This window comes from Aquirufa sp., assembly GCF_964796385.1.
In genome coordinates, this window is record NZ_CBAUBA010000029.1 from 12,156 (window position 1) to 34,487 (window position 22,332).

19 protein-coding genes and 1 other RNA gene are annotated in these 22,332 nt (G+C 37.8%); 17 read left to right on the top strand and 3 right to left on the bottom strand.

Annotated features, from left to right (window positions below; all coding sequences use genetic code 11):
• Positions 1-13: 13 nt before the first annotated feature.
• From AC1W6K_RS09135 to AC1W6K_RS09175, 9 genes are all read left to right on the top strand, one after another.
• Positions 14-2,563 carry an ATP-dependent Clp protease ATP-binding subunit gene (locus tag AC1W6K_RS09135; protein WP_481721869.1) on the top strand — a complete coding sequence of 850 codons (2,550 nt, stop codon included), beginning with the start codon at positions 14-16 and terminating at the stop codon, positions 2,561-2,563.
• 8 nt (positions 2,564-2,571) lie between these two features.
• Positions 2,572-3,318: a 3-oxoacyl-[acyl-carrier-protein] reductase gene (fabG, locus tag AC1W6K_RS09140; protein ID WP_481721867.1), complete on the top strand. Its 747-nt coding sequence runs from the start codon at positions 2,572-2,574 to the stop codon at positions 3,316-3,318.
• 62 nt (positions 3,319-3,380) lie between these two features.
• On the top strand, positions 3,381-4,610 hold the full coding sequence (locus AC1W6K_RS09145; protein WP_481947253.1) for a hypothetical protein: 1,230 nt from the start codon (positions 3,381-3,383) through the stop codon (positions 4,608-4,610).
• Positions 4,611-4,628: 18 nt separating this feature from the next.
• Positions 4,629-4,988, top strand: an RNA gene (gene rnpB / locus AC1W6K_RS09150) — RNase P RNA component class A.
• Positions 4,989-5,079: 91 nt separating this feature from the next.
• Entirely contained in the window at positions 5,080-5,889 is an 810-nt protein-coding gene (locus AC1W6K_RS09155) for a 30S ribosomal protein S16 (protein ID WP_481947254.1), read from the top strand.
• A gap of 64 nt (positions 5,890-5,953) precedes the next feature.
• A complete protein-coding gene (gene rimM / locus AC1W6K_RS09160) occupies positions 5,954-6,496 on the top strand; it encodes a ribosome maturation factor RimM (RefSeq protein ID WP_395785417.1) in 543 nt (180 codons plus the stop codon).
• Positions 6,486-7,163 carry a tRNA (guanosine(37)-N1)-methyltransferase TrmD gene (trmD, locus tag AC1W6K_RS09165; protein ID WP_481947265.1) on the top strand — a complete coding sequence of 226 codons (678 nt, stop codon included), beginning with the start codon at positions 6,486-6,488 and terminating at the stop codon, positions 7,161-7,163. Before rimM ends, trmD begins: the two co-directional genes overlap by 11 nt.
• Position 7,164: 1 nt before the next feature.
• Positions 7,165-8,076, top strand: a complete 912-nt coding sequence (locus tag AC1W6K_RS09170) for an EamA family transporter (protein WP_481947255.1) — start codon at positions 7,165-7,167, stop codon at positions 8,074-8,076.
• 4 nt (positions 8,077-8,080) lie between these two features.
• The gene (locus tag AC1W6K_RS09175; protein ID WP_481721857.1) at positions 8,081-8,989 is read left to right on the top strand and encodes an alpha/beta hydrolase; all 909 of its coding nucleotides are present in this window, start codon (positions 8,081-8,083) and stop codon (positions 8,987-8,989) included.
• On the opposite strand, the gene AC1W6K_RS09180 is transcribed toward AC1W6K_RS09175, so the two are convergent.
• A complete protein-coding gene (locus AC1W6K_RS09180) occupies positions 8,977-10,374 on the bottom strand; it encodes an APC family permease (RefSeq protein ID WP_481947256.1) in 1,398 nt (465 codons plus the stop codon). The genes AC1W6K_RS09175 and AC1W6K_RS09180 overlap by 13 nt on opposite strands.
• A 254-nt stretch (positions 10,375-10,628) precedes the next feature.
• Between AC1W6K_RS09180 and AC1W6K_RS09185 the strand changes: the two genes are divergently transcribed.
• The 8 genes from AC1W6K_RS09185 to AC1W6K_RS09220 all read left to right on the top strand — a co-directional run bounded on the left by AC1W6K_RS09185 (position 10,629) and on the right by AC1W6K_RS09220 (position 20,980).
• Positions 10,629-11,204, top strand: a complete 576-nt coding sequence (locus AC1W6K_RS09185; protein ID WP_481721854.1) for an RNA polymerase sigma factor — start codon at positions 10,629-10,631, stop codon at positions 11,202-11,204.
• A gap of 268 nt (positions 11,205-11,472) precedes the next feature.
• Positions 11,473-14,499 (top strand): SusC/RagA family TonB-linked outer membrane protein, encoded by a 3,027-nt coding sequence (locus AC1W6K_RS09190; protein ID WP_481947257.1) that lies wholly within the window; start codon positions 11,473-11,475, stop codon positions 14,497-14,499.
• Between the two features lie 24 nt (positions 14,500-14,523).
• Entirely contained in the window at positions 14,524-16,200 is a 1,677-nt protein-coding gene (locus AC1W6K_RS09195) for a RagB/SusD family nutrient uptake outer membrane protein (protein ID WP_481947258.1), read from the top strand.
• 75 nt (positions 16,201-16,275) lie between these two features.
• A complete protein-coding gene (locus AC1W6K_RS09200; protein WP_481719512.1) occupies positions 16,276-17,313 on the top strand; it encodes a DUF6807 domain-containing protein in 1,038 nt (345 codons plus the stop codon).
• A gap of 72 nt (positions 17,314-17,385) precedes the next feature.
• Positions 17,386-18,810 (top strand): MBL fold metallo-hydrolase RNA specificity domain-containing protein, encoded by a 1,425-nt coding sequence (locus AC1W6K_RS09205; RefSeq protein ID WP_481947259.1) that lies wholly within the window; start codon positions 17,386-17,388, stop codon positions 18,808-18,810.
• A 32-nt stretch (positions 18,811-18,842) separates the two neighbouring features.
• Complete coding sequence (locus tag AC1W6K_RS09210; RefSeq protein WP_481947260.1) at positions 18,843-19,799, top strand: acetyl-CoA carboxylase carboxyltransferase subunit alpha; 957 nt, start codon at positions 18,843-18,845, stop codon at positions 19,797-19,799.
• Between the two features lie 4 nt (positions 19,800-19,803).
• Positions 19,804-20,421 (top strand): HAD family hydrolase, encoded by a 618-nt coding sequence (locus tag AC1W6K_RS09215; protein ID WP_481947261.1) that lies wholly within the window; start codon positions 19,804-19,806, stop codon positions 20,419-20,421.
• On the top strand, positions 20,411-20,980 hold the full coding sequence (locus tag AC1W6K_RS09220) for a 1-acyl-sn-glycerol-3-phosphate acyltransferase (RefSeq protein ID WP_481947262.1): 570 nt from the start codon (positions 20,411-20,413) through the stop codon (positions 20,978-20,980). The genes AC1W6K_RS09215 and AC1W6K_RS09220 overlap by 11 nt, the downstream gene beginning before the upstream one ends.
• Here AC1W6K_RS09220 and lpxB read toward each other — a convergent pair.
• Positions 20,959-22,056 carry a lipid-A-disaccharide synthase gene (gene lpxB, locus AC1W6K_RS09225; RefSeq protein ID WP_481947263.1) on the bottom strand — a complete coding sequence of 366 codons (1,098 nt, stop codon included), beginning with the start codon at positions 22,054-22,056 and terminating at the stop codon, positions 20,959-20,961. The two genes, AC1W6K_RS09220 and lpxB, sit on opposite strands and share 22 nt — an antisense overlap.
• Positions 22,057-22,332: 6-pyruvoyl trahydropterin synthase family protein (locus AC1W6K_RS09230; protein ID WP_481947264.1), on the bottom strand; the 276-nt coding region annotated here is incomplete at its 5' end.

A 22,332-nucleotide genomic window follows, 5' to 3' on the forward strand; every position in this document is an offset into this window, starting at 1 on the left:
TAATTAGTGATTTATGGAGGCCAAATTTTCGAATAAAGTGAAAGAAGTAATCGCATTAGCTCGCGAAGAAGCATTGCGATTAGGTCATGATTATATCGGCACAGAGCATTTGATGCTTGGGATGATTCGTGATGGGGATGGTCAAGGTGTCGATTTATTGCATAAGTCTGGTGTTTCCTTAGATCAATTACGTCAGAGTATTGAACATTCGACGGCTTCTACGAGTCGGTCAACTTTCGATAAGCAAAGTATGTTGAATATTCCTTTGACTAAACAAGCGGAGAAAGTGTTGCGTTTGACCTATTTGGAGGCTAAGTATTTTAAAACTAATACAGTTGAAACAGATCATTTATTGATGGCTATTTTGCGGGATGAGGACAATGTAGCGACCCAAATATTAGAAAAATATCAAGTTTATTATGATTTGATAAAAGAAATGGTTGAGTTTCAATCGGATGGTAGCCCGAGTCATAATCCAAAAGCTAGTTCAGATACGGATGATAATGAAGATGACTCACGTTTGTATTCTGGTGGTAATCAAGGTTCAGCGGGTTCTTCCGGTAATGCTACTTCATCAGCTAAGGGTACTGAGAAAAGTAAAACACCTGTTTTAGACAATTTTGGTCGTGATTTGACGAAGATTGCTGAAAATGGCAAATTAGATCCTATCGTAGGCCGGGAGAAAGAAATTGAGCGTGTAGCTCAAATTTTATCTCGTCGTAAAAAAAATAACCCCATATTAATTGGTGAGCCGGGTGTAGGTAAAACAGCTATTGCGGAGGGACTAGCCCTACGAATTATTCAAAAGAAAGTTTCACGTGTTTTATTTGGTAAGCGTGTTGTTACGCTTGACATAGCGTCTTTAGTTGCTGGTACAAAATACCGCGGTCAATTTGAGGAGCGGATGAAAGCGGTCATGAATGAGTTAGAAAAATCGACTGATGTCATTTTATTTATTGATGAATTACATACCATTGTAGGAGCTGGTGGAGCATCAGGTTCATTGGATGCATCTAATATGTTCAAGCCAGCCTTAGCTCGAGGTGACATTCAGGTTATTGGTGCCACTACGTTGGATGAATATCGTCAGTACATTGAAAAAGATGGAGCGTTAGCTCGTCGTTTTCAGACAGTAATGGTAGATGCAACGAGCATAGATGAGACCATCGAGATTTTGAATAATATTAAAGATAAGTATGAAGAACATCACCATGTGATTTATACGCCAGAATCCATTATTTCAGCTGTCAAATTGTCTGATCGTTATATTTCTGATCGTTTCTTGCCAGATAAGGCGATTGATGTCATGGATGAAGTGGGAGCTCGCGTTCACATTGCGAACATTAAAGTTCCAGCTGATATTGTGGCGTTAGAGGATCAAATTGATTTAGTTAAAAAGGAAAAGAATCAGGTCGTTAAATCTCAAAAATATGAGGAAGCAGCTCAGTTGCGTGATCGTGAGAAAAAGTTAATCGAGCAATTGGATCTAGCAAAAAATAGCTGGGAAGAGGAGTCTAAGAAACAAAAATTTACAGTTAATGAAGAGAATATAGCAGAGGTTATTGCTCAAATGACAGGAATCCCAGTTAATCGAGTAGCTGCTAAAGAGGGTCATAAATTACTTCAAATGGAAGCCGAGTTGACTAAACATGTTATTGGTCAAGGTGATGCCGTAAAGAAATTAGTGAAAGCCATCCAACGGACACGTGTTGGATTGAAAGATCCGCAAAAACCAATTGGCTCATTTATTTTTCTAGGACCTACCGGTGTTGGGAAAACAGAAATGGCTAAGGTGTTAGCTACCTATTTGTTTGATAAAGAAGATTCGCTCGTTCGGATAGACATGAGTGAATACATGGAGAAATTTAGTGTTTCACGTTTGGTAGGAGCGCCTCCGGGATATGTGGGTTATGAGGAAGGGGGCCAACTCACCGAGAAAATTCGCCGTAAACCTTATTCGGTTATTCTATTAGATGAAATTGAGAAGGCACATCCAGATGTTTTCAATTTATTGCTACAGGTTTTGGATGATGGTATTTTGACTGATGGCCTTGGTCGTCGCGTGGATTTTAGAAATACGATTATTATAATGACATCCAATATAGGTGCGCGTGATTTAAAAGATTTTGGATCAGGTATTGGTTTTTCCACGAAATCGCGTGTTGATAATATGGATGAAGCTGCGCGAGCAACCATTCAAAATGCGCTTAAAAAAGCTTTTGCTCCTGAATTTATCAATAGATTAGATGATATTATTATTTTCAATTCATTAGAGCGGGCTGATTTACATCAAATCATTGATTTATTATTAGTTAAATTATTTACGCGTTTAACAAATTTAGGTTTTTCAATTACCTTAACAGATGCGGCGAAAGATTTTATCGCTGACAAGGGTTATGATCCTCAATATGGAGCTAGGCCTTTAAATCGTGCTATACAAAAGTATCTGGAGGATCCTTTGGCAGAAGAAATTCTAAAAGGGGAATTAGCGGCAGATGAGGTTATCGAAGCTGATTACGTTAAAGATGAAGAAGTGATACAATTGAAACGAATTAAAAAATAATGAGTAGCATGCAATTAGTAAAAGACAAAGTAGTTTTAGTTACAGGGGCATCTAGAGGTATTGGTCGTGCGATTGCACTCCAATTTGCTCAATCTGGTGCACATGTGGCATTTACGTATTTGTCTTCCGTGGAGAAAGGTGAGTCGCTTGTTAAAGAGCTTGAGTCTTTTGGGATTAAAGCTAAAGGATATCGTTCAGATGCCTCTATGTTCGACGCCGCAGAGGAATTAGCTGATTCTGTTGTTAATGACTTTGGTCAAATTGATATTCTGATTAACAATGCAGGAATCACGCGTGATGGTTTATTAATGCGTATGAGTGAAGAGCAATGGGATGAAGTTATTCGAGTGAATTTAAAATCGGTATTTAATCTAACGAAAGCAGTTAGTAAGCCAATGATGAAAGCTAGATCTGGTTCCATTATCAACATGACTTCGGTAGTTGGCGTAAAAGGAAATGCAGGTCAAGCAAATTATGCGGCTTCCAAAGCCGGTATAATTGGATTTACCAAATCAGTAGCTCTTGAATTAGGATCACGCAATATTCGTTGCAATGCCATTGCCCCGGGATTTATTGAGACTGAAATGACTGAGGAATTGAATGAGGCTGCCATCGAAGAGTGGAAGAAGGCAATTCCGTTGAAGCGTGGAGGGGATGCGAAAGAGGTGGCTGATGTATGTTTATTTTTAGGTTCCGATTTATCTACCTATGTAACGGGTCAAACGATTCATGTGAATGGAGGTTTGTATACCTAGGATTAGTTGACTTATTTGTAGCCTCAATTTCTTCGTGAGATTGAGGCTTTTTTTCTGATTTTATGCGGTATTTATTCTTATTTCTTGTGCTTTTTGTTGCGGCATGCAAAACCATTCCACAGCCAAAAGGAGTAGCTGCACAGTTTGAAACTCAATTTTCAGAGCCTGCACTTTCCACGATTCGTGTCAAAACGTTTATTAGTTACGATAGTTTGTTTGGACGATTTTTGCGTGTAGGTCAACGAGTTATTTCTGCCAACGAGTCAAGCTCCTTAGGTTTTTCTTATTCGGGAACTTTGGAGCAATCGGTTCGTTACAGACTAATCGGTGCAAATCAATTGCAAGTTGTTTTTCCGATGAAATGGGATGCTAAACCACAAATAGCGGGGATTTCAGCAGGTGTACTTTCTGCCAAATCCATGGCAGCTATCAGTCTACATTTGCAAGGAAGATCTTTTGGAAACTACCAAATTGATGATTTGCAATTGAATAATCAATGGACTGAAAAGCCAAGTGTTAAGGTATTGGGTTTTCCTGTTCAAGTTGGCGGTGTTGTTGATCAATTATTGATTCCTAAATATCCCGTACTAGCTTCGGAACTAAAAAGTCAACTCAATCAATGGATTCTTCCAGATCAAATGAATAGCATTTTTGGGTCGGGAATTTTGCTGCCAAAAGGGCTCAATATGAGTTCGCTTGCCTTGGATTTACATGATTTGCAATTCGCGCAGCATGGTTTACAAGGGGATTTAGTGATTCAAACTCGTTTACAAGTAGGGGCAAATTTGGCTGCTCGGTCGATAAAACCTATGATAAAACCTTTATCCGCTGTTGATAATTCGGTGGCATTTGGTGTATATATTACATTAGATGAAATTCGGGGCATGTTGGCGAGCCAAGTAAAAACCGATGTCTCTCATGTGGCTTTAAAAATTAACCCTCAAAATCAGGAGTTTGAATGTGAGGTAGTAGATCAGAATGCGTCACGGATGCGCATACATTTTGTTCCTATTTTGATAGAGGACAATTCGATTGGAATTCAAGTTAATTCGATGGAATTAGGCTCATTGGGTTTGATGAAATCGTTATTCTCAAAAAGTATAAAACGTAAAATCACGAATGGAATACATGGTCAGCGGATGCGGACTGATCAGTTGGTTAGTCGGCTACCCACGGACTTCCAAGGTATTCAGGGAGCAAATATTCGCGTTCGTTTGGAGTCAATTCATTTTTCAAAGGATACAGTTCTGGTATTGGGTAGATTGTCAGGTGATTGGACGCTACGTAAATAAGTGTACTTTTGTGACGAGAAAATAAATCATCTTATCGCTTTTTTAAAGAGGAAAGTCCGAACAACATAGAGCAGTGTGCTTCCTAACAGGAAGGGGAATTCTAGGATTCTACAGCAAGTGCCACAGAAAATTACCGCCTTTCGGGGTAAGGGTGAAAAGGTGGGGTAAGAGCCCACCGCTGATTTGGTGACAAATTAGGCATAGGTAAACCTCACGCGTTGCAAGATCAAATAGGCTGACTGTCGTAAGACAAAAGGGCTGCTCGTCCGATGTCAGTGGGTAGATTGCTAGAACGTTTTAGTGATAAAACGTCAAGATAAATGATAAGAGGGTAGGGAAACCTACTTACAGAATTCGGCTTATCGATTTATTTTCTCATTTTCTTTGTTTGTATTGTAAGCAGAAAATCGTATTTTTGCAGACATTTTTATAAACCCGAGGGACGAGATCCCTCACAAACCCATGTATAATGGCTGTTAAAATTAGATTAGCGCGTCGTGGACGCAAGAAGTTAGCAATGTTTGATGTGGTCGTTTCTGATGCGCGTGCGCCTCGCGACGGTAAGTTCGTTGAGAAACTTGGCACATACAATCCTAACACAAATCCAGCAACAATCGTATTGAATGAAAAACAATCGATTCAATGGGTAATGAATGGTGCACAACCAACAGATACGGTTCGTGCGATTCTTTCTTTAAAAGGTATTTTATACGCTAAGCACTTACAAGTAGGTGTGATTAAAGGAGCGTTAACACAAGAGCAAGCAGATGCAAAATTTGAAGCTTGGAAAGTTGAGAAAGCGAAACAAATTGAAGCAAATTCGACAAAAATTGCTCAATCTAAAGCTAAAAATAAAGCATCTCGTTTGGAGGCTGAAACTAAGGTTTCAAATGCGCGTGCTGAAACTATTGCTGCAAAAAACAAAGTTGCTGATGATGCATTAGTAGCTAGTGTTGTTGAAGCAATAAATACAACTGATGAGGATGAAGTAGCGGTTGAAGAAGCTCCAGTAGCAGAAGTAGCGGTTGAAGAAGCTCCAGTAGCGGAAGTAGCGGTTGAAGAAGCTCCAGTAGCGGAAGCAGCGGTTGAAGAAGCTCCAGTAGCAGAAGTAGCGGTTGAAGAAGCTCCAGTAGCGGAAGCAGCAGTTGAGGAAACTCCAGAAGCAGAAGCAGCGGCTGAAGAAGCTCCAGCAGCAGAAGCAGCGGCTGAAGAAGCTCCAGCAGCGGAAGAAGCTCCAGCAGCAGAGGAAGCAGCAGAAGAAGCTCCAGCAGCAGAATAATTTTTTAAATTGTAAAGAATCATACAAATTTGTTTTCAAGTTTGTATGATTTTTTTTTGTACCTATGGCAAAAACAGAATATTTTGAGTTGGGAACTATTTCAAAACCGCATGGTTTGAAAGGTACCGTACACGTATTTTTGGATGTAGACGATCCGTATGAATACGAAGAATTAGAATCTGTATTTGTCCAAATGGGTAATGAAATGGTTCCTTATTTTATCGTGGATTTACAAATTCGAGATAATTTGAATTTAATGCTTCTTGAAGGAATCGATACGGTTGATTTAGCGCGTGAGCTGGTGGGTTTGAAAATATTTTTACCTATTTCAATGTTACCCACGTTGCGTGATGATCAATTTTACTATCATGAAATAATTGATTACCAGGTAGAAGATGCTGTTTTAGGAACCTTGGGTACTGTCAAAGAAGTATATTCTACGGGTGCTCAGGACGTTGTGATTATGCTGTATAAAGGTCATGAAGTCTTAATTCCACTCACAGATGAAATAATCCCGCAAGTTGATAAAGCGGCTAAAGTGGTTCATAGTCGGTTACCTGAAGGATTAATCGATGTATATTTGAATGAATCTTATGATGCGGATTGATATCATTTCTGTAGTTCCGAATTTAATGTCGAGCTTTTTTGAGCATTCAATTTGTAAACGTGCGGCTACTGCAGGTTTAGTTGAAATAGTCTTACATGACTTGCATGACTTTTCAGAAAAGAAACATAAACAAGTAGATGATTATCCGTTTGGTGGTGGGGCAGGTATGGTCATCTCGATTGAGCCGCTGACTAAATGTCTTGATTCTTTGTTGGTTGACCGTACGTATGACGAGATTATATTTTTTACGCCTGATGGACTTGTATTTAAACAAGGATTAGCTAATCAGTTGAGTCTATGTACCAATATGATATTTATTTGTGGGCATTATAAAGGAATCGATGAGCGTGTGCGTGAGAAATATGTGACCAAAGAAATATCCATAGGTGATTATGTACTTTCTGGAGGTGAACTTGCTGCTGCTGTTTGCGCAGACGCTATTATCCGTTTAATTCCTGGAGCCATCGGCGATGAAATGTCGGCACTTACTGATTCTTTTCAAGATGGTTTATTAGCTCCTCCAGTATATACACGTCCTGCTTCGTTTCAAGGTATGGATGTTCCTGAAATTTTACGTTCAGGTAATGATAAGTTGATTGAAGCGTGGCGACATGAGCAAGCTGTTCAGCGGACCATGCAACGAAGACCTGATTTATTAACGGATTAATATGCAACCCAACTATACGCTAAGTCCAAAAGTGGTAATATCCTTAGGGTTATTGTATTTGATATGGGGATCAACTTTTCTTAGCGTCCGTATTTTGTTGGAGTATTTGCCTCCCATGGTGATCACTTTTTCACGTAATCTGACAGCAGGTGTTTTATTGTTAGCTTGGTCTTTAGCGGGAGGTCATTGGAAGAAAATGACTAATCAGCATTGGAAAGTACATTTACAAGCAGGATTTTTGCTGATTACTCTAGGAAATGGATTTATGGCTTTAGCTGGATCGATTGTTCCTTCTGGTTTTTCGTCTGTTTTCATGGCACTAGGTCCCATGTTATTGGTTGTTTTTTTCTGGATTTCGGGTCGAAAACCCAATGCGCGTAAAATCTTAGGAACCGTAGGCGGATTAATAGGTATTTTACTCCTCATGTCCCAAAAGTCCTTGGCCATAGCTGGTAAAGAATCTGAATTCTTTATGGGCATAAGTTTTTTATCTGTGGCTGTTTTAGGGTGGAATTACGGTGTTTTTCGTATCCAGTTTACGCAATCAAATGTCTATCATTTTACCCAAGTTTGTTCGATTCAAATGATTTCTGGCGGCTTGATAGTATTGGTAGCCAGTACATTACATGGAGATTTAAGCACGTTTTCCGTTACTGAGTTGCCCATCAAGGCATTCGGTGTTTTCTTTTATTTAGCTTTAATTGGTTCGATGTTAGGTTTTTCTTTATTTGGATTTTTATCAAAAGCTTGTGATGCGACATTAGTGGCGACATATACCTATGTTAACCCATTAATAGCCTTGATTTTGGGATACATTATTTTGCAGGAACCACTACATCCGATTTTAATATTTGCCAGTTTTTGTATACTATTGGCAGTTGTTTTGATAACTACAGATAAATCTAAACCATAATTCTATGAAATACGTATTTTTAACTCTTTTCGCCATGTCAGTTTCATTTAGCGTTAATGCACAAGGTGATACACGTTTGTATGCCGATAAAATCCCCAACTATAAGGAAGCTCCTAATTTAGTTTCTAGTGCAACAACGGATGGAATCATGCGTGTATCTAATGTTTCAATACCTACTTATACCTTGTTTTTGGCACCAAATGCAAGTAATAACCCTACACCATTTGTTGTTATATGCCCAGGAGGGGGATATCGCATATTAGCGTCTACGCATGAGGGAACAGATATTGCAAAAAAGTTTAATGAGATTGGAGTTTCTGCATTGGTTTTATACTATCGAATACCAAATGATGTCAATCAAGTTAATAAAGAGTTTGCACCGTTGCAAGATGCCCAACAAGCGATTCGGTTAGTTCGCCAACAAGCCCAAAAGTGGAAAGTAGATCCTACTAAGGTAGGTATTATGGGTTTCTCGGCAGGCGGGCATTTGGCATCTACAGCTGCGACACATTTTGATAAAGATTATGTGGGTCTAAATGATGGAATAAATTTGCGTCCTGATTTTCAAATTCTTTTATATCCTGTTGTGACATTTAGAGATCATGCACATGCGGGATCTCGTCAAAATTTGGTTGGAAATAACCCTTCTGAAGATCTTTTACACCTGTTTTCCAACGAGGAGCAGGTAAATTCAAAAACACCACCAGCATTTATTGTACATGCGGCGGATGACAAAGCGGTTCCTGTTAGGAATTCGTTAGCTTATATTGAAAAGTTAAATTCTTTTGGTGTAGCAGCGGACTACATTCAATATGCCAAAGGTGGTCACGGCTTTGGATTGACTAACAAAACGACACCTAATCGCTGGTTTGATGATCTAGCTAATTGGTTTTCAGCGAATCAATTACGTTGATTTTTGCGCATAAAATAATAAAAAGGAATACCAGCCAATACGATTAATAGTCCGATGGTAGATGGTATCGTTTTCATATATAAAAGATTTCCTGCGATTAGAACTAAGATAATTAAATAGGTACTTAGTAAAATTTTATCGCGTAATTCGACTGGTTCTCCCATGATTTTGGTATTAAATACAGCCAAGACCGTTAGAAAGTAAAATAGTAGAATGGCGAAAACGGTGAAGTCTAATAGACTACCATAAGATCCAGAAAAGCATAATAGAATTGCCCATATTCCTTGTATCCATAATGAATATGCCGGTGCACCATTCGTATTCGTTTTAGCTGCTTGGGCAAAAAATAGTTTATCATGCGCCATCGCTTCGAATAAACGCCCTCCTGCGAGTATGATTCCATTGTTGCATCCGAATGTGGAAATCATGATTAATATGGCCATGATTAATGCGCCAATATCCCCAAGAACCGTTTGCAATGCTGCGGATCCTAATCGATCTTGACTAGCAAACATAATTCCGCGCGCATAGGTAGTTGTACCAGAAGGGTCGCCAGATAGGGGCATAATTCCTAGGTAGGCTAAATTTGTCAACATATATAAAAGGCACACTAAGGCAGAGCCGTACACGAGTCCTTTAGCGATTGTTTTTTGAGGATGTTCGAAATCCTGACTTGCAAAAGTGACATTGTTCCAAGCTGAAGATGAAAATAATGGACCTATCATGGCTGCTCCAAAAAGTGTTATTAGGGCTGGTGTAGATACATTTTCAAATGATTTTGTGGTTTCACTATAGGTTTTTCCTGGTTCAAAAAAATTAGAGAAATGTATCCAGTCGTTGGAAATTCCTACGTAAAGTCCGATAAAAATGATGGCAATAATGGCGCCAATTTTAGTTATCGTAAATATATTTTGAATAATGGAGGCAAATGAAATTCCTTTTAGATTAGCTACCGTTAATGTAGCGATTAATAAGGCAGCCAAAATTTGTTGGCTTGTTATGTAGTCACCTACCATAGGATCATCCGTAATTACTTCGGGGAAGATAAAACCGGCATATTTGGCAAAAGCAACTGCAACAGCTGCAATTGTTCCCGTTTGGATGACTAAAAAAGTAGTCCAGCCAAATAGAAAACCTATTAAAGGATTGTAGGCTTCTTTTAAATAAATGTATTGGCCGCCTGTTGCAGGAAATTTAGACGATAGTTTTCCGTAGGCATAGGCTCCAGTAATGGTTAAAAAACTTGTTAATACCCACGTACCAATCCACCAAATAGGGGAGCCTAGCTGACGCCCTACTTCTGAACTCACTAAAAATATACCGGAACCAATCATTGAGCCCATCACTAAAAGTGAGGCATCCATTACATTTAATTTACTTTTCATTGACTTTTTTTCGAAAACTTAATTTAATACAAAAAGCAGAACTTATTACATTTTTCAAAGTTGCATTTATTTTGAGCAATAAATAAGATGAATTTTTAGAATTTCAAAAATGTAAACGTTTCCGTAAACGTTTACGGAAATTAATTAAATAATTTCCTTGAATTTTAATAGTTAGGTTACTTATATTAGAAAGCAAAGACGTGCGAAGCACTTTGTTTTTATGATGTTTTAATTGAATAATACAAATTAGTACTATGTTAACTAAGAAGGCAGTTATTGATGAGGTTCAAGTTTGGGATCAGTTTCGTTTAGGGGACCAACAAGCATTTACTACGTTGTACCAACATTTTGTTCAGCCTTTGTATGCCTATTCATTGGGCGTAACGAATGACAAAGAGTTGATTAAAGATTGTTTACACGATTTGTTTGTGGAATTATGGAAAAACCATGCGACGTTGGGGCCTACAACCAGTGTAAAATTCTACTTAATGGCATCTATCAAGCGTAAGATTATCCGGAATATGGAAACGAGTATGAAGCATTTTAATCATCATGTTAACTATATGAAGGATTATATTGAAGAGGAAATGTCACAAGAAAGTTTGTTGATCAAATATGAGGAGGAACTCGTAGCAAATAAAGAATTAACTAATTGCATGAATTTGTTAAGTAAGCGTCAGAGAGAAGCTATTTCACTTCGTTTCTTTCATAATATGGATACGGATCAAATTTCGAATTCCATGCGTATTAACCCTCAATCTGTTTATAATTTGATTTTTGGAGCATTACGGGTCATGAAAGATGGAATGCAGATGAAAGCTTTAGCCTAGAATTAATTGCATTAATTTTATAACTTTTTAAGTAAATAATTTGTTTGTACTTCTTTACAGGATAATTATCTTCTAATTATTTTGTTTATGTCTACATTAAAACATGAAAAGTTATTGATTCGGGCAAAGTTAAACAATAGATTTTTAGTTAATTATTTGACTAAATTTTATAGAAGTAACCCTAAAAAATTGACCCATGATGAATGCGAAGCGTTATGGATTCAAATCAACTTTACTTTGCAAACCCTAAACTAAATTTTTTAATACCATGAGAAAACAATTACTTTCAAAGGTTCTTTTTAGCATGTTTTTTGTGCTAATGGGAATTCAAATGCTTGCTCAGGACCGAACTGTCACTGGCCGAGTAACAGCTTCTGATGACGGTTCCGGTATCCCTGGAGTTAGTATTGCCGTTAAAGGTACCTCCAAAGGTACCTCTTCCGATGCGGACGGAAATTACAAGATTACTGTTTCTGGTTCTGGCGTTTTAACTTTTTCATCTATTGGATTTAATAGCCAAGATGTAACTGTTGGTAACAAAACCCAGATTAATGTTGCGTTAACTACTGACACGAAAGCTTTAACTGAAGTAGTCGTAGTAGGTTATGGTACTCAAAAGAAGAGTCAGATGACCGGTGCTATTTCTTCAGTGGGTGCTAAAGAGATCCAAGAATTGCCTATCACAAACGCGCGCCAAGCTTTACAAGGTAGAGCTGCGGGTGTGGACGTAGTTCAGCCAGGTTCAAAACCAGGTGCGGGTCCTCAAATTCGTATTCGTGGTAGACGTTCATTTAACGCGTCAAATGATCCATTATATGTTGTTGATGGTATTCCTTTGTCTAGTGGTATTGATGATATCAACCCGAATGATATTGTTTCCATGGAAGTTCTAAAGGATGCATCTGCAACAGCTATTTATGGCGCAAGAGGTGCAAATGGTGTTGTGCTTATTTCTACGAAGCGTGGAAAAGCGGGTGCAACTGTCGTTTCTGTAGATTCGTATTATGGTTTGAACCAGGAATTAGGAAAGATTGATGTAATGAACGGCGCTCAATTTGCTGAATACAAGCGTGAGTCCCGTCGGGCTGTTGGTCAATATCCATTAGGAGCGGCTACTGCTGCAGATGATGCAAAAATATTTGAGCCTCGTGAGTTGGCTAGCATTGCTTCTGGTAGGTCAACTGATTATGTTGATGGATTATTGCGAGCTGGAGCTATTCAAAGTCATCAAGTAGCTATTTCAGGTGGTAGTGAAAAAACAACATTTAATATTTCAGGAAACTTTTTCCAAGATATTGGTGTAGTTAAAATGCAAGATTTTTCGCGTACTACTTTCCGTGTCAACTTAGATCATCAAATTAACAAAAAAGTTAAAATTGGTTTATCTACTTTGATTGTCAACAGTGTTCGTAATGGAGAAAACTTGAACATCTTAGGTGGTGGTATGCAAGAGAATCCATTAGGTGAGCCATATGATGCGAATGGTAATTTAGTATTCTTACCAACGAATGATGGTCTTCGCACAAATCCTTTCGCTGAATTAGTTCCTGGAGTAAATGTGGACCAAAATAAGCGTTACCGTACATTTAACAGTTTGTTTGGTGAGTGGAATATTACTGAAGGTTTAAAATATCGCGTTAACTTTGGCCCGGATTTGACTATTGGAAGAGCTGGTCGTTTTATTGGTGCTTTTACGAATAATAATCGTGGAGGAAATGCGAGTGGTAGTATTAATGAGCAATTCTTGTTCAACTGGACACTTGAGAATATCGTTACCTATAATAAAAAGTTTAAGGATGTACATAATTTGAATCTAACTGGCTTACAGTCAATTCAGCGTGATCGTGATGAGCGTACTTCTATTTCTGTTAATGGTATTCCGGCTGAAAAGGCGGCTTTTCATCGCTTAGGTGATGCAAACCAAATTACGGGTGCTAATACTGATTTGATTGAGTGGACTTTACTTTCGTATATGGGTCGTGTAAATTATGACTACAAAGAGAAGTATTTGTTTACGGCTACGGTTCGTATGGATGGTTCATCTCGTTTTGGTGCGAACACTAAATTCGGTATTTTCCCTTCATTTGCTTTGGGATGGAATATTTCTGATGAACCATTTATCAAAAATATCACGGCTATCGATCAGTTGAAGTTACGTGCTTCTTGGGGCGCTATTGGTAACCAAGCGATTACACCATATCAAACGCAAGCTTTGTTAGGTCGTACTTCGTATGCTTGGGATAACACGGCTGCTTTTGGATATCGTCCAAACTCAATCGGTAATCCAGACTTGCGTTGGGAAACATCAACTACCTCTAATGCGGGTCTAGATTTCAGTTTCTTAAATGGTAAAATCTCGGGTTCTGCAGAGTATTATGTGACGAACACAACAAACTTGTTGGCACCTCAGCCTTTACCTACTTCAATTGGTTTCGGTGGGTTTATCACAAACGTTGGAGAAACGCAAAATACGGGTATAGAATTGACTTTATCAACGGTGAATGTTGACCGTGGTGGTTTCCAGTGGACGTCTGATTTAATTTTTAATCGTAACAGAGAATCAATCGTTTCTTTAGCGAATGGTAAAGTTGATGATATTGGTGCAGGTCGTTTTATTGGTCAGCCGCTTAGTGTTTTCTTCGACTACAAGAAGATAGGGATCTGGCAAGCTAATGAAGCAGATGCTGCGAAATCATTCGGAGATAAAGTAGGTCAAATTAAAGTAGAAGACTTTAACGGTGATGGTAAGATTAATGCGGATGATCGTCAAATTTTAGGTTCGGCAGTTCCAGGATTTACGGCAGGATTAACCAACCGTTTCTCTTACAAAGGCATAGATCTTTCATTCTTTGTTTTTGCGCGTGTAGGTCAATTGATTCGTAGTCGTTTCCATGATAACGTAAATCAATTAGCAGGTCGTTATAATAACTTAAATTTGAATTACTGGACACCAAATAACCCTACGAATGAGTTTCCTCAGCCGGTTGTTACGCAAGAGTTTCCAAAGTATGGTAGCTCATTGACATATTTTGAAGGTTCTTTCTTCAAAATTCGTAACATAAACATTGGTTATAATGTGCCTGATAATGTGGCTAAGAAGTTAAAAATGCAAAGTATTCGTGTTTTTGCTAGTATTCAGCAACCATTAATTTTGGCTCAATATCGTCAAAAATACAAGGGTATCGATCCAGAAACTTTTGTTGACGGTGAGCAAGGTGTAGGTGGAGGTGAAGTTAATGCGAACGTGTCGCCTGCGACAAGTGTTACAACATTTGGCTTAAACCTTAAATTTTAATCAATTTATTAAATTAAGATAGATATGAAAAGCTTTAAAATTTTTAGAAAAATTAGTTTTATAGCAAATATTAGTTTGATTGGAGTAGTTTCTTTGAGTACCCAATCTTGTAATGATTTGTTAACGGAGGATGTTATTTCGCGAATTGGTAATGATTACATCAATACAGCGAAAGGATTAAACGATGCTACTAGTGCGGCTTATTCATCTATGCGTTCATGGTATGGAACTGAGCGTGGGATGAATTTGACCATTTTTGGTACGGATTCATATACCAATGGTGCAGATGGTAGCTGGAAGTTTATGAATACGTATACCACTGACTTTGATACTCGAAATGGTCATGTTGCTGAAGTTTGGAATGATTTTTATGCTGGAATCAATACATGTAATGCAATTATAGAGCGTGCACCTAAAGTTACGGGTTTAGCGGAATCAGTTAGAAAACAACGTATCGCTGAAGCAAAGTTTATTCGTGCGCATCATTTCTTTATTCTTACCCAATTGTTTGGAGGTGTTGACTTACGATTGACAGAAACTTTAGCGCCAACAAAAGAGGTGAAAAGAAGTACAGTAGCTGCACAATATGCTCAAATCATTAAGGATTTAACGGAAGCTTTGCCTGATTTAGAAAATAAAGCACGCTCTTCTGATTATGGCCGTATTACGCGTGCTGGAGTAGAGCATTTATTGGGTCGTGTTTATTTGACGAAAGCAACATCTGCAGCTAAGGCTGGAGATGACTATGCTAAAGCAATTGCAAGTTTGAAGAATGTGATATCCAATTATGGAATATCTTTATTGCCTGATTTTGCTAATGTTCACAGACAAGGTAATGAAGCGAATAACGAAGTTATTTGGTCAGTACAGTATACACGTGATCCATTAACTAATGGCGGAGGAAATAATGCGCACGTCTTCTTTTTAATGGAGTATGATGTTTTACCTGGTATGCAGCGTGATACGGAGAATGGGCGTCCATTTAAAAGATATGCTCCAACAAATTATACGTTGGATGTAGTATTTAAGGACCGTTTAAATGATAGTCGTTATAAAAAGACCTTCAAAGATACCTATCTATCCAATAAGCCTGGTACCTATAATACAAGTTTCGATACCTCAAAAAAGACTTTAACTTTTGCTTTAGGTGATACAACAATTTATTTACCTGGTAACGAATTGTCTGTTGATGATAGAGCAAAAAGAAAGTATCAAGTTCTGGTTCCATCTCGTTATGATGAGCGTATTTTTCCAGCGCTTAGTAAGCATATTGACGGTGGACGCGTTGACCGTACACAATTTGAAGGTGGACGTGATTTTATTGCTTTCCGTTTAGCTGATACGTACCTAATGTTAGCAGAGGCTCAATTCTTCTCTGGTGCAATTGCTGATGCTGTAAATACCTACAATATAGTACGTCGTCGTGCTGCATTTCCAGGTAAAGAGTCGGCTATGTTAATCACAGCAAGTGATTTAAATGTAAATTTTGTCATGGATGAGCGTGAGCGTGAATTAATCGGTGAGCAATCTCGTTGGTTTGATTTAGCTCGTTGGGGTAACCTAATTGAGCGGGTTAAATTACACAATCCTAAAGCCGCTGGTAATATTAAGGCTCATCATATTTTGAGACCTATTCCTCAATTACAAATCGATAGAGCTGAAGGAACATCATCTGGTTTCCCACAGAATCCAGGATACTAGTTTCTTTTAGTTTTCCTTATTTTTGTATTAATTCCGGAGAGTTTTTCTCCGGAATTTTACTTTAAAACCATACGTATGAAAAATTTATTTATTATCTGCACGCTTTTTTTATCCTATTCATCCTTAGCGCAGGATCGCGTTACTTTTGATAAGAAATCTGATAAAGTAGATGTCTTGGTTGGCGGAAAGTATTTTACATCCTATTTTTTTCCAGGTGAGAGCCAACTTAAAAAGGCGGTTCTATTTCCGATTTTGACTGCACAAGGGACTACAATTACACGTGGCTATCCTTTAATTCCCCGCGCTGGAGAACGCGTTGATCATCCACATCACGTCGGTATGTGGTTAAATTATGAGGATGTCAATGGTTATGATTACTGGAATAATTCGAATAGTATCGTAGAATCTTTAAAATCCCATAAAATGGGTACGATTCGTCATGAAAGTATTCAAAAAATATCAGAAGGTACACAAGGTTCACTTGTGGTTACTGCTTCTTGGGTCGATGAAAATGGAAAGGGAAAAAAAGTGTTAGAAGAAACTACTTCGTATGTTTTTTCTGGTTCTAAAGATATACGTATCATCGATCGAATCACTACTTTGACTGCCATTAGTGACGTAGTTACATTTAAGGATGTTAAAGATGGTATGTTTGCGATTCGTGTGGCGCGCCAGCTTGAAATACCGTCAAATAAACCTGATGTTTTTACCGATGCGCATGGTGTGGAAACTAAAGTATCTGTCATGGATAATACCGGAGTTACTGGAAATTATTTAAGTAGTGAAGGTGTTAAAGGTGAAGCAGTTTGGAGCACCCGAGCCAAATGGATGAATTTATCAGGTAAAATGGATAATCATTCAATAAATGTGGCAATTCTTGATCATCCAGCAAATGTTACTTATCCTAGTTATTGGCATGCGCGTGGTTATGGTTTGTTTGCAATTAATCCCTTGGGGCTTTCTGCATTTAGTAACGGTAAAGCATCATTAAATTACACATTACTTAAAGGTGAGTTTATCTCATTTAGATATCGTACGATCATTGCAGATCGTGATCTTTCAAAAGATGAACTTGACATAGCTCAAGCGAAATTTGCTCGAGAAGTAAAATAATTCGTATTTCAGGAAATATAATGTATTTTTGCAATGCATTGGGGCCTTTTAAGGCCCTATTTTCTTTACTATATGAAGTTACAATTTTTAGGAGCTGCCAAACAAGTGACTGGTTCTATGTCCTTACTTGAGTTAGCCGATGGGTATCAAATATTGATAGATTGCGGGACTGATATGGAGCGTGATATTGATTATGAATCCCCAATTGAGCAAAAGTCTTTTTTCCCTTTTGATGCGTCGTTGATTAATTTGGTTATACTAACCCACGCGCATATTGATCATTCAGGTAATATTCCAATGCTTTATCGGGAAGGCTATGAAGGTCAAGTTTTATGTACCCCACCCACAGCCGAGTTAGCCGAGTTATTGTTATTGGATTCTGCCAATTTGCATTTACGTCGATTGCGTTCCGCACAAGGAGAAAGTCGTAAGAAGAATAAGCAAATGGATCGCTTGTTACGCAGAGGTGATCTTTATTTGCAAAAGGACGTCGAGGATTCGATGGATAATTTTGTAACACTTCAGTTTAATCGAAAGTTTGTCGTTAAACCTGGATTGGAAATTACGTTTATTCCTGCTGGTCATTTGCTAGGTGCTGCCCATGTATATTTTTCAATTACGGAGGATGGAGAAACAAAAACACTAGGTTTTAGTGGTGATATAGGTCGTTTTGATTACCCATTACATATTGATCCTCATCCGTTACCTGCCTGTGATTTCTTAGTTTGCGAAAGTACGTATGGAAATCGAATTCATGAGGATAAAACCTCCCCAATGGACGCTTTGGCAAAAATTATTAAGGAGACTTGTATCGACAAACCAGGTCGGTTAATTATTCCTGCTTTCTCCGTTGGGCGTACACAAGCGGTTTTGTATACATTAAATCGCTTAATTGAAGAACAAAATTTTCCAGCGATCCGTGTATTTACAGATAGTCCAATGGGACGTAGTTCAACGCGGATTTACCGAAAAAATATATCCTATTTAAATCCTGAGGCACGCGCTTTTCACAAAGAATATGATGATATATTCGATGTTGAAAATTTGGTTTTTTTACAAACAGAAAAAGAGACTAAGGCGATAAAGAATTACCATGAACCGTGCATTATCATTTCTTCATCTGGTATGATTTCTGGTGGGCGTGTAGAACAACATATCGCGGATAACATTGGTAATTCATATTGTACAATTTTATTGATTGGGTATTCTGCAGAAGGAACACTTGGAAAGCAGTTGCTTGAGGGTACAGATATGATTCGTGTTAAAGACCGTGAATATCGCGTAAATGCCCAAATTAGAAAGATAGATGTTTTCTCCGGTCATGCAGACCAAACGGGTTTACTTCTATTTATTAAGGAACAAAATCCTACTTCACTTAAGAAGATTTTTTTATCACACGGAGAAGAGGAAAGTATGTTGGAATTTAAAGATAAGATTCACGAACTTGGTTTCAAGGAAGTTATTTTACCTTCCAAGCACGATACTTTCGACCTTTAATTTTACTTTTGTATTGAATTTAAAATGCTCTTATGCGAACTTTATTAGAATTTGAAAAGCCAATTGCGGAATTAGAAGATAAGTTGATCGAAATGCGCAAATTAGCTCTTGAGAATAATGTAGATGTAACTAGTGCCGTAGCATCTCTAACTGATAAAATTTTAGAATTGAAGAAGGAAACCTTCTCAAATTTGACTCGTTGGCAACGTGTCCAGCTCTCACGTCATCCCGATCGTCCTTATACTTTTGATTACATTGAAAAGATGTGTTCAGAGTTTATTGAAATTCACGGGGATCGATCTGTCGCTGATGATAAAGCCATGGTGGGAGGTTTTGGGAATATTGATGATGATTTTTCGGTGATGTTTATTGGCCAACAAAAAGGTAGGAATACAAAACAACGTCAATTCCGTAATTTCGGAATGCCTAACCCAGAGGGATACCGAAAAGCACTTCGTTTAATGAAGATGGCAGAGAAATTCAATAAGCCAATTGTTTGTTTTATTGACACGCCTGGTGCTTTTCCTGGATTAGAGGCAGAAGAGCGTGGTCAAGGTGAGGCCATTGCACGCAATATTCGTGATATGTTTATGTTAAAGGTACCTGTTATTTGTATCATAATAGGTGAAGGTGCCTCTGGTGGTGCTTTGGGTATTGCCGTGGGTGATCGTGTATTAATGATGGAAAATACGTGGTATTCCGTTATTTCTCCTGAATCTTGCTCGTCTATTTTGTGGAGAAGTTGGAATTATAAAGAGCAAGCTGCAGAAGCATTAAAATTGACCGCTGAAGATATGTTAGGGAATGGGCTAATTGATGGTATCATTCCAGAACCTCTCGGAGGTGCTCATTTAGATTTGGCTTCTGCTGTGACTATTGTAAAAGATGTCATTATAAAAGAATTAGCGATTTTGAATAAAATGGATCCACAAGAACGCATTATGTCTCGAATAGAAAAATTCGGGAAGATGGGTGTCGTAGTCGAATAAGCTGATGGGTTCCAACATAGCTGTTGTTTTTGATTTAGGTAATGTATTATTACCAATAAATTTAGAATTAACTTATTCTGCCTTTGCTAGGTTCACGGAGTATTTTTCTGCTCAAGAGGTACAATACATTACGGAAACTGAAGGTTTATGGGTTCCATATGAATCTGGCTTAGAAACGTGTAGTGAATTTAGAGATCGTTTACGTGCTCGATTTCAGTTAGAATGTACGGATAGTGAATTCGATTTTGCATTTTCTTCTCTTTTGCTTGAGTTTCCTGTCGGTGTTGTTTCTCTTTTGCAAGAAGTGAAATCTAATTTTTCTGTTTATTTGCTAAGTAATACAAGTCGTATTCATTCACATTTGTTTTTGCAGAACGATTCTTTGTTTTCATTATTCGATTTTGTCCATTTATCCTATGAAATGGGTGTTTCAAAGCCAGATAAAGAAATATACCAACAAGTCATTGTTTCAAACCAATTGCAAAATAAGCGTATTGTATTTTTCGATGATAATAAATTTAATGTGCAGTCGGCACTGGAATTTGGATGGGATGCAGTCTTAATTGACCCAATCAATTCTTTTTCACAAATCAGAAATCATTTACAACAGTATGTTAATTAAATCCCCGCTATTTGATTTTTTGTTTCAGGCTACCGGTTGGAAGGTAGTAGGAAATGTACCTAGACATCTCGCTAAAAGTTTGACAATTGTTTGTCCGCATGCAACTTGGAAAGACTTTCCTGTAGGCCTAGGGGCTCGTTCTATGATGAATATGCCCATTTATTTTTGGGGTAAAAAAGAATTATTTGATGGTTTTAAGGGCAGTATTTTTCGTTGGCTCGGAGGTTATCCTGTAGACCGTTCGCGAAATACTAATCTTGTTGGCTCCATAGTAGACATTTATAATTCTAAAGACACATTTCATGCTGTTTTAGCCCCAGAGGGTACACGTAAAAATGTAGAATCTTTAAAAACTGGATTTTATTATATCGCAGTGCAAGCAAATGTACCAATCGTAATGATTGGCTTTGATTATGTAAATAAGGAAATTCGAATTCGTGAACCTTATATGCCAACTGGCGATTTTGAAAAGGATAAGCTTGTCATCGCTGAGTATTATCAAACGATTCCTGGTGTTCAAAAATCATGGATTTTGAATTATTTAGCTGATCGTGTATAATGCACAATCAGTTCGGCTGTTTTTTTAGAAGCGCCTTCGGTGCCAATAATTTCCTGTAAATCCTCGTAATCCCTTATTTGTTTTAATCTAGCTGGATCATTATCCACAAGTAGTGGTGTGAGATGTTCGGATATATGTTCACTAGAAAACGCAGTTTGAATCAGTTCAGGTACTGCTTTTCGGTTTAAAATTATATTAATTAGAGAGATATATTTAACCTTTACCAGTAGTTTAGCTAAAGAATAAAATAACCAATCTGTCTTGTATACGACTATTTGAGGTATTTTGAGAAGGGCTGTTTCCAATGTGGCGGTTCCAGATGTGACGATAGCCGCTTTGGCTTTTGATAAGGTGCGATACGTGTCGTCGAGGATATAGGTTAACCCTGATTTTTTGATTAATTCACTCCACTCACTCACGCCGGCAATCAGGAAATTCGTTTGTGGGTTATCTGCTACTAGCTTTTTAAATATAGGAATGGCAGCTTTTATTTCTTGTTTTCTGCTTCCTGGAAGTAAGGCAACAAATGGTAGAGGGTGATTCCAATCAGTTGGTGAATTTTGTGCTTGAAACTGGGCTACTGAATCTTGGAGTGGATTTCCAACATAATGCGTAGAGATGCCTCTTTCGTGGAACATTATTTCTTCAAATGGGAATATAACGTATAATTGGTCAACCCACTTTTTAATATCTTCAATACGTCCTTTATTCCAAGCCCATACTTTTGGAGCAATGTAAAATTGGGTATGAAATCCTTTAATTTTGGCAATTCGTGCAGCTTTAAGATTGAATCCACCATAATCAATAAAGATAACCGTGTCAGGTTTAAACGCAGAAATTTGATTTCCAAATTTAGAAAAAAGGCCTTTTAGTTTATTCAAATTTTGAATGACTCCTAATAAGCCCATAATGGCCAATTGGGTGTGATGAATAAGAATTTCAGCTCCTTGATTCTTCATGTAATCGCCGCCCCAACCTTTTATGATAGCATTTGGATCAATAAGTTTAATTTCGCGGATTAAATTTGATCCGTGTAAATCTCCTGATTTTTCTCCTGCTAAAATAAAGTATTTCATTTAGGCTTCACCGTAATATTCAACGGAATTTTTATTTGTTTCGATCAGGTGTAATTTATGTAATTGAGCTGATTCAGATACAGACGTAATTGCAGGTGCTAATATTTTCCAGAATTCCATTATGAGTATTTCACAACTAGCTAGTTTGCCGTGCATAAAATCCACATCTAAATTTAGATTTTTGTGGTCGACCTTATCTATTATTTTTTCTTTTATAATGTCTCCTAATTGTTTTAAATCAAATGCGAAACCAGTATCTACATTCGGCTTCCCTTT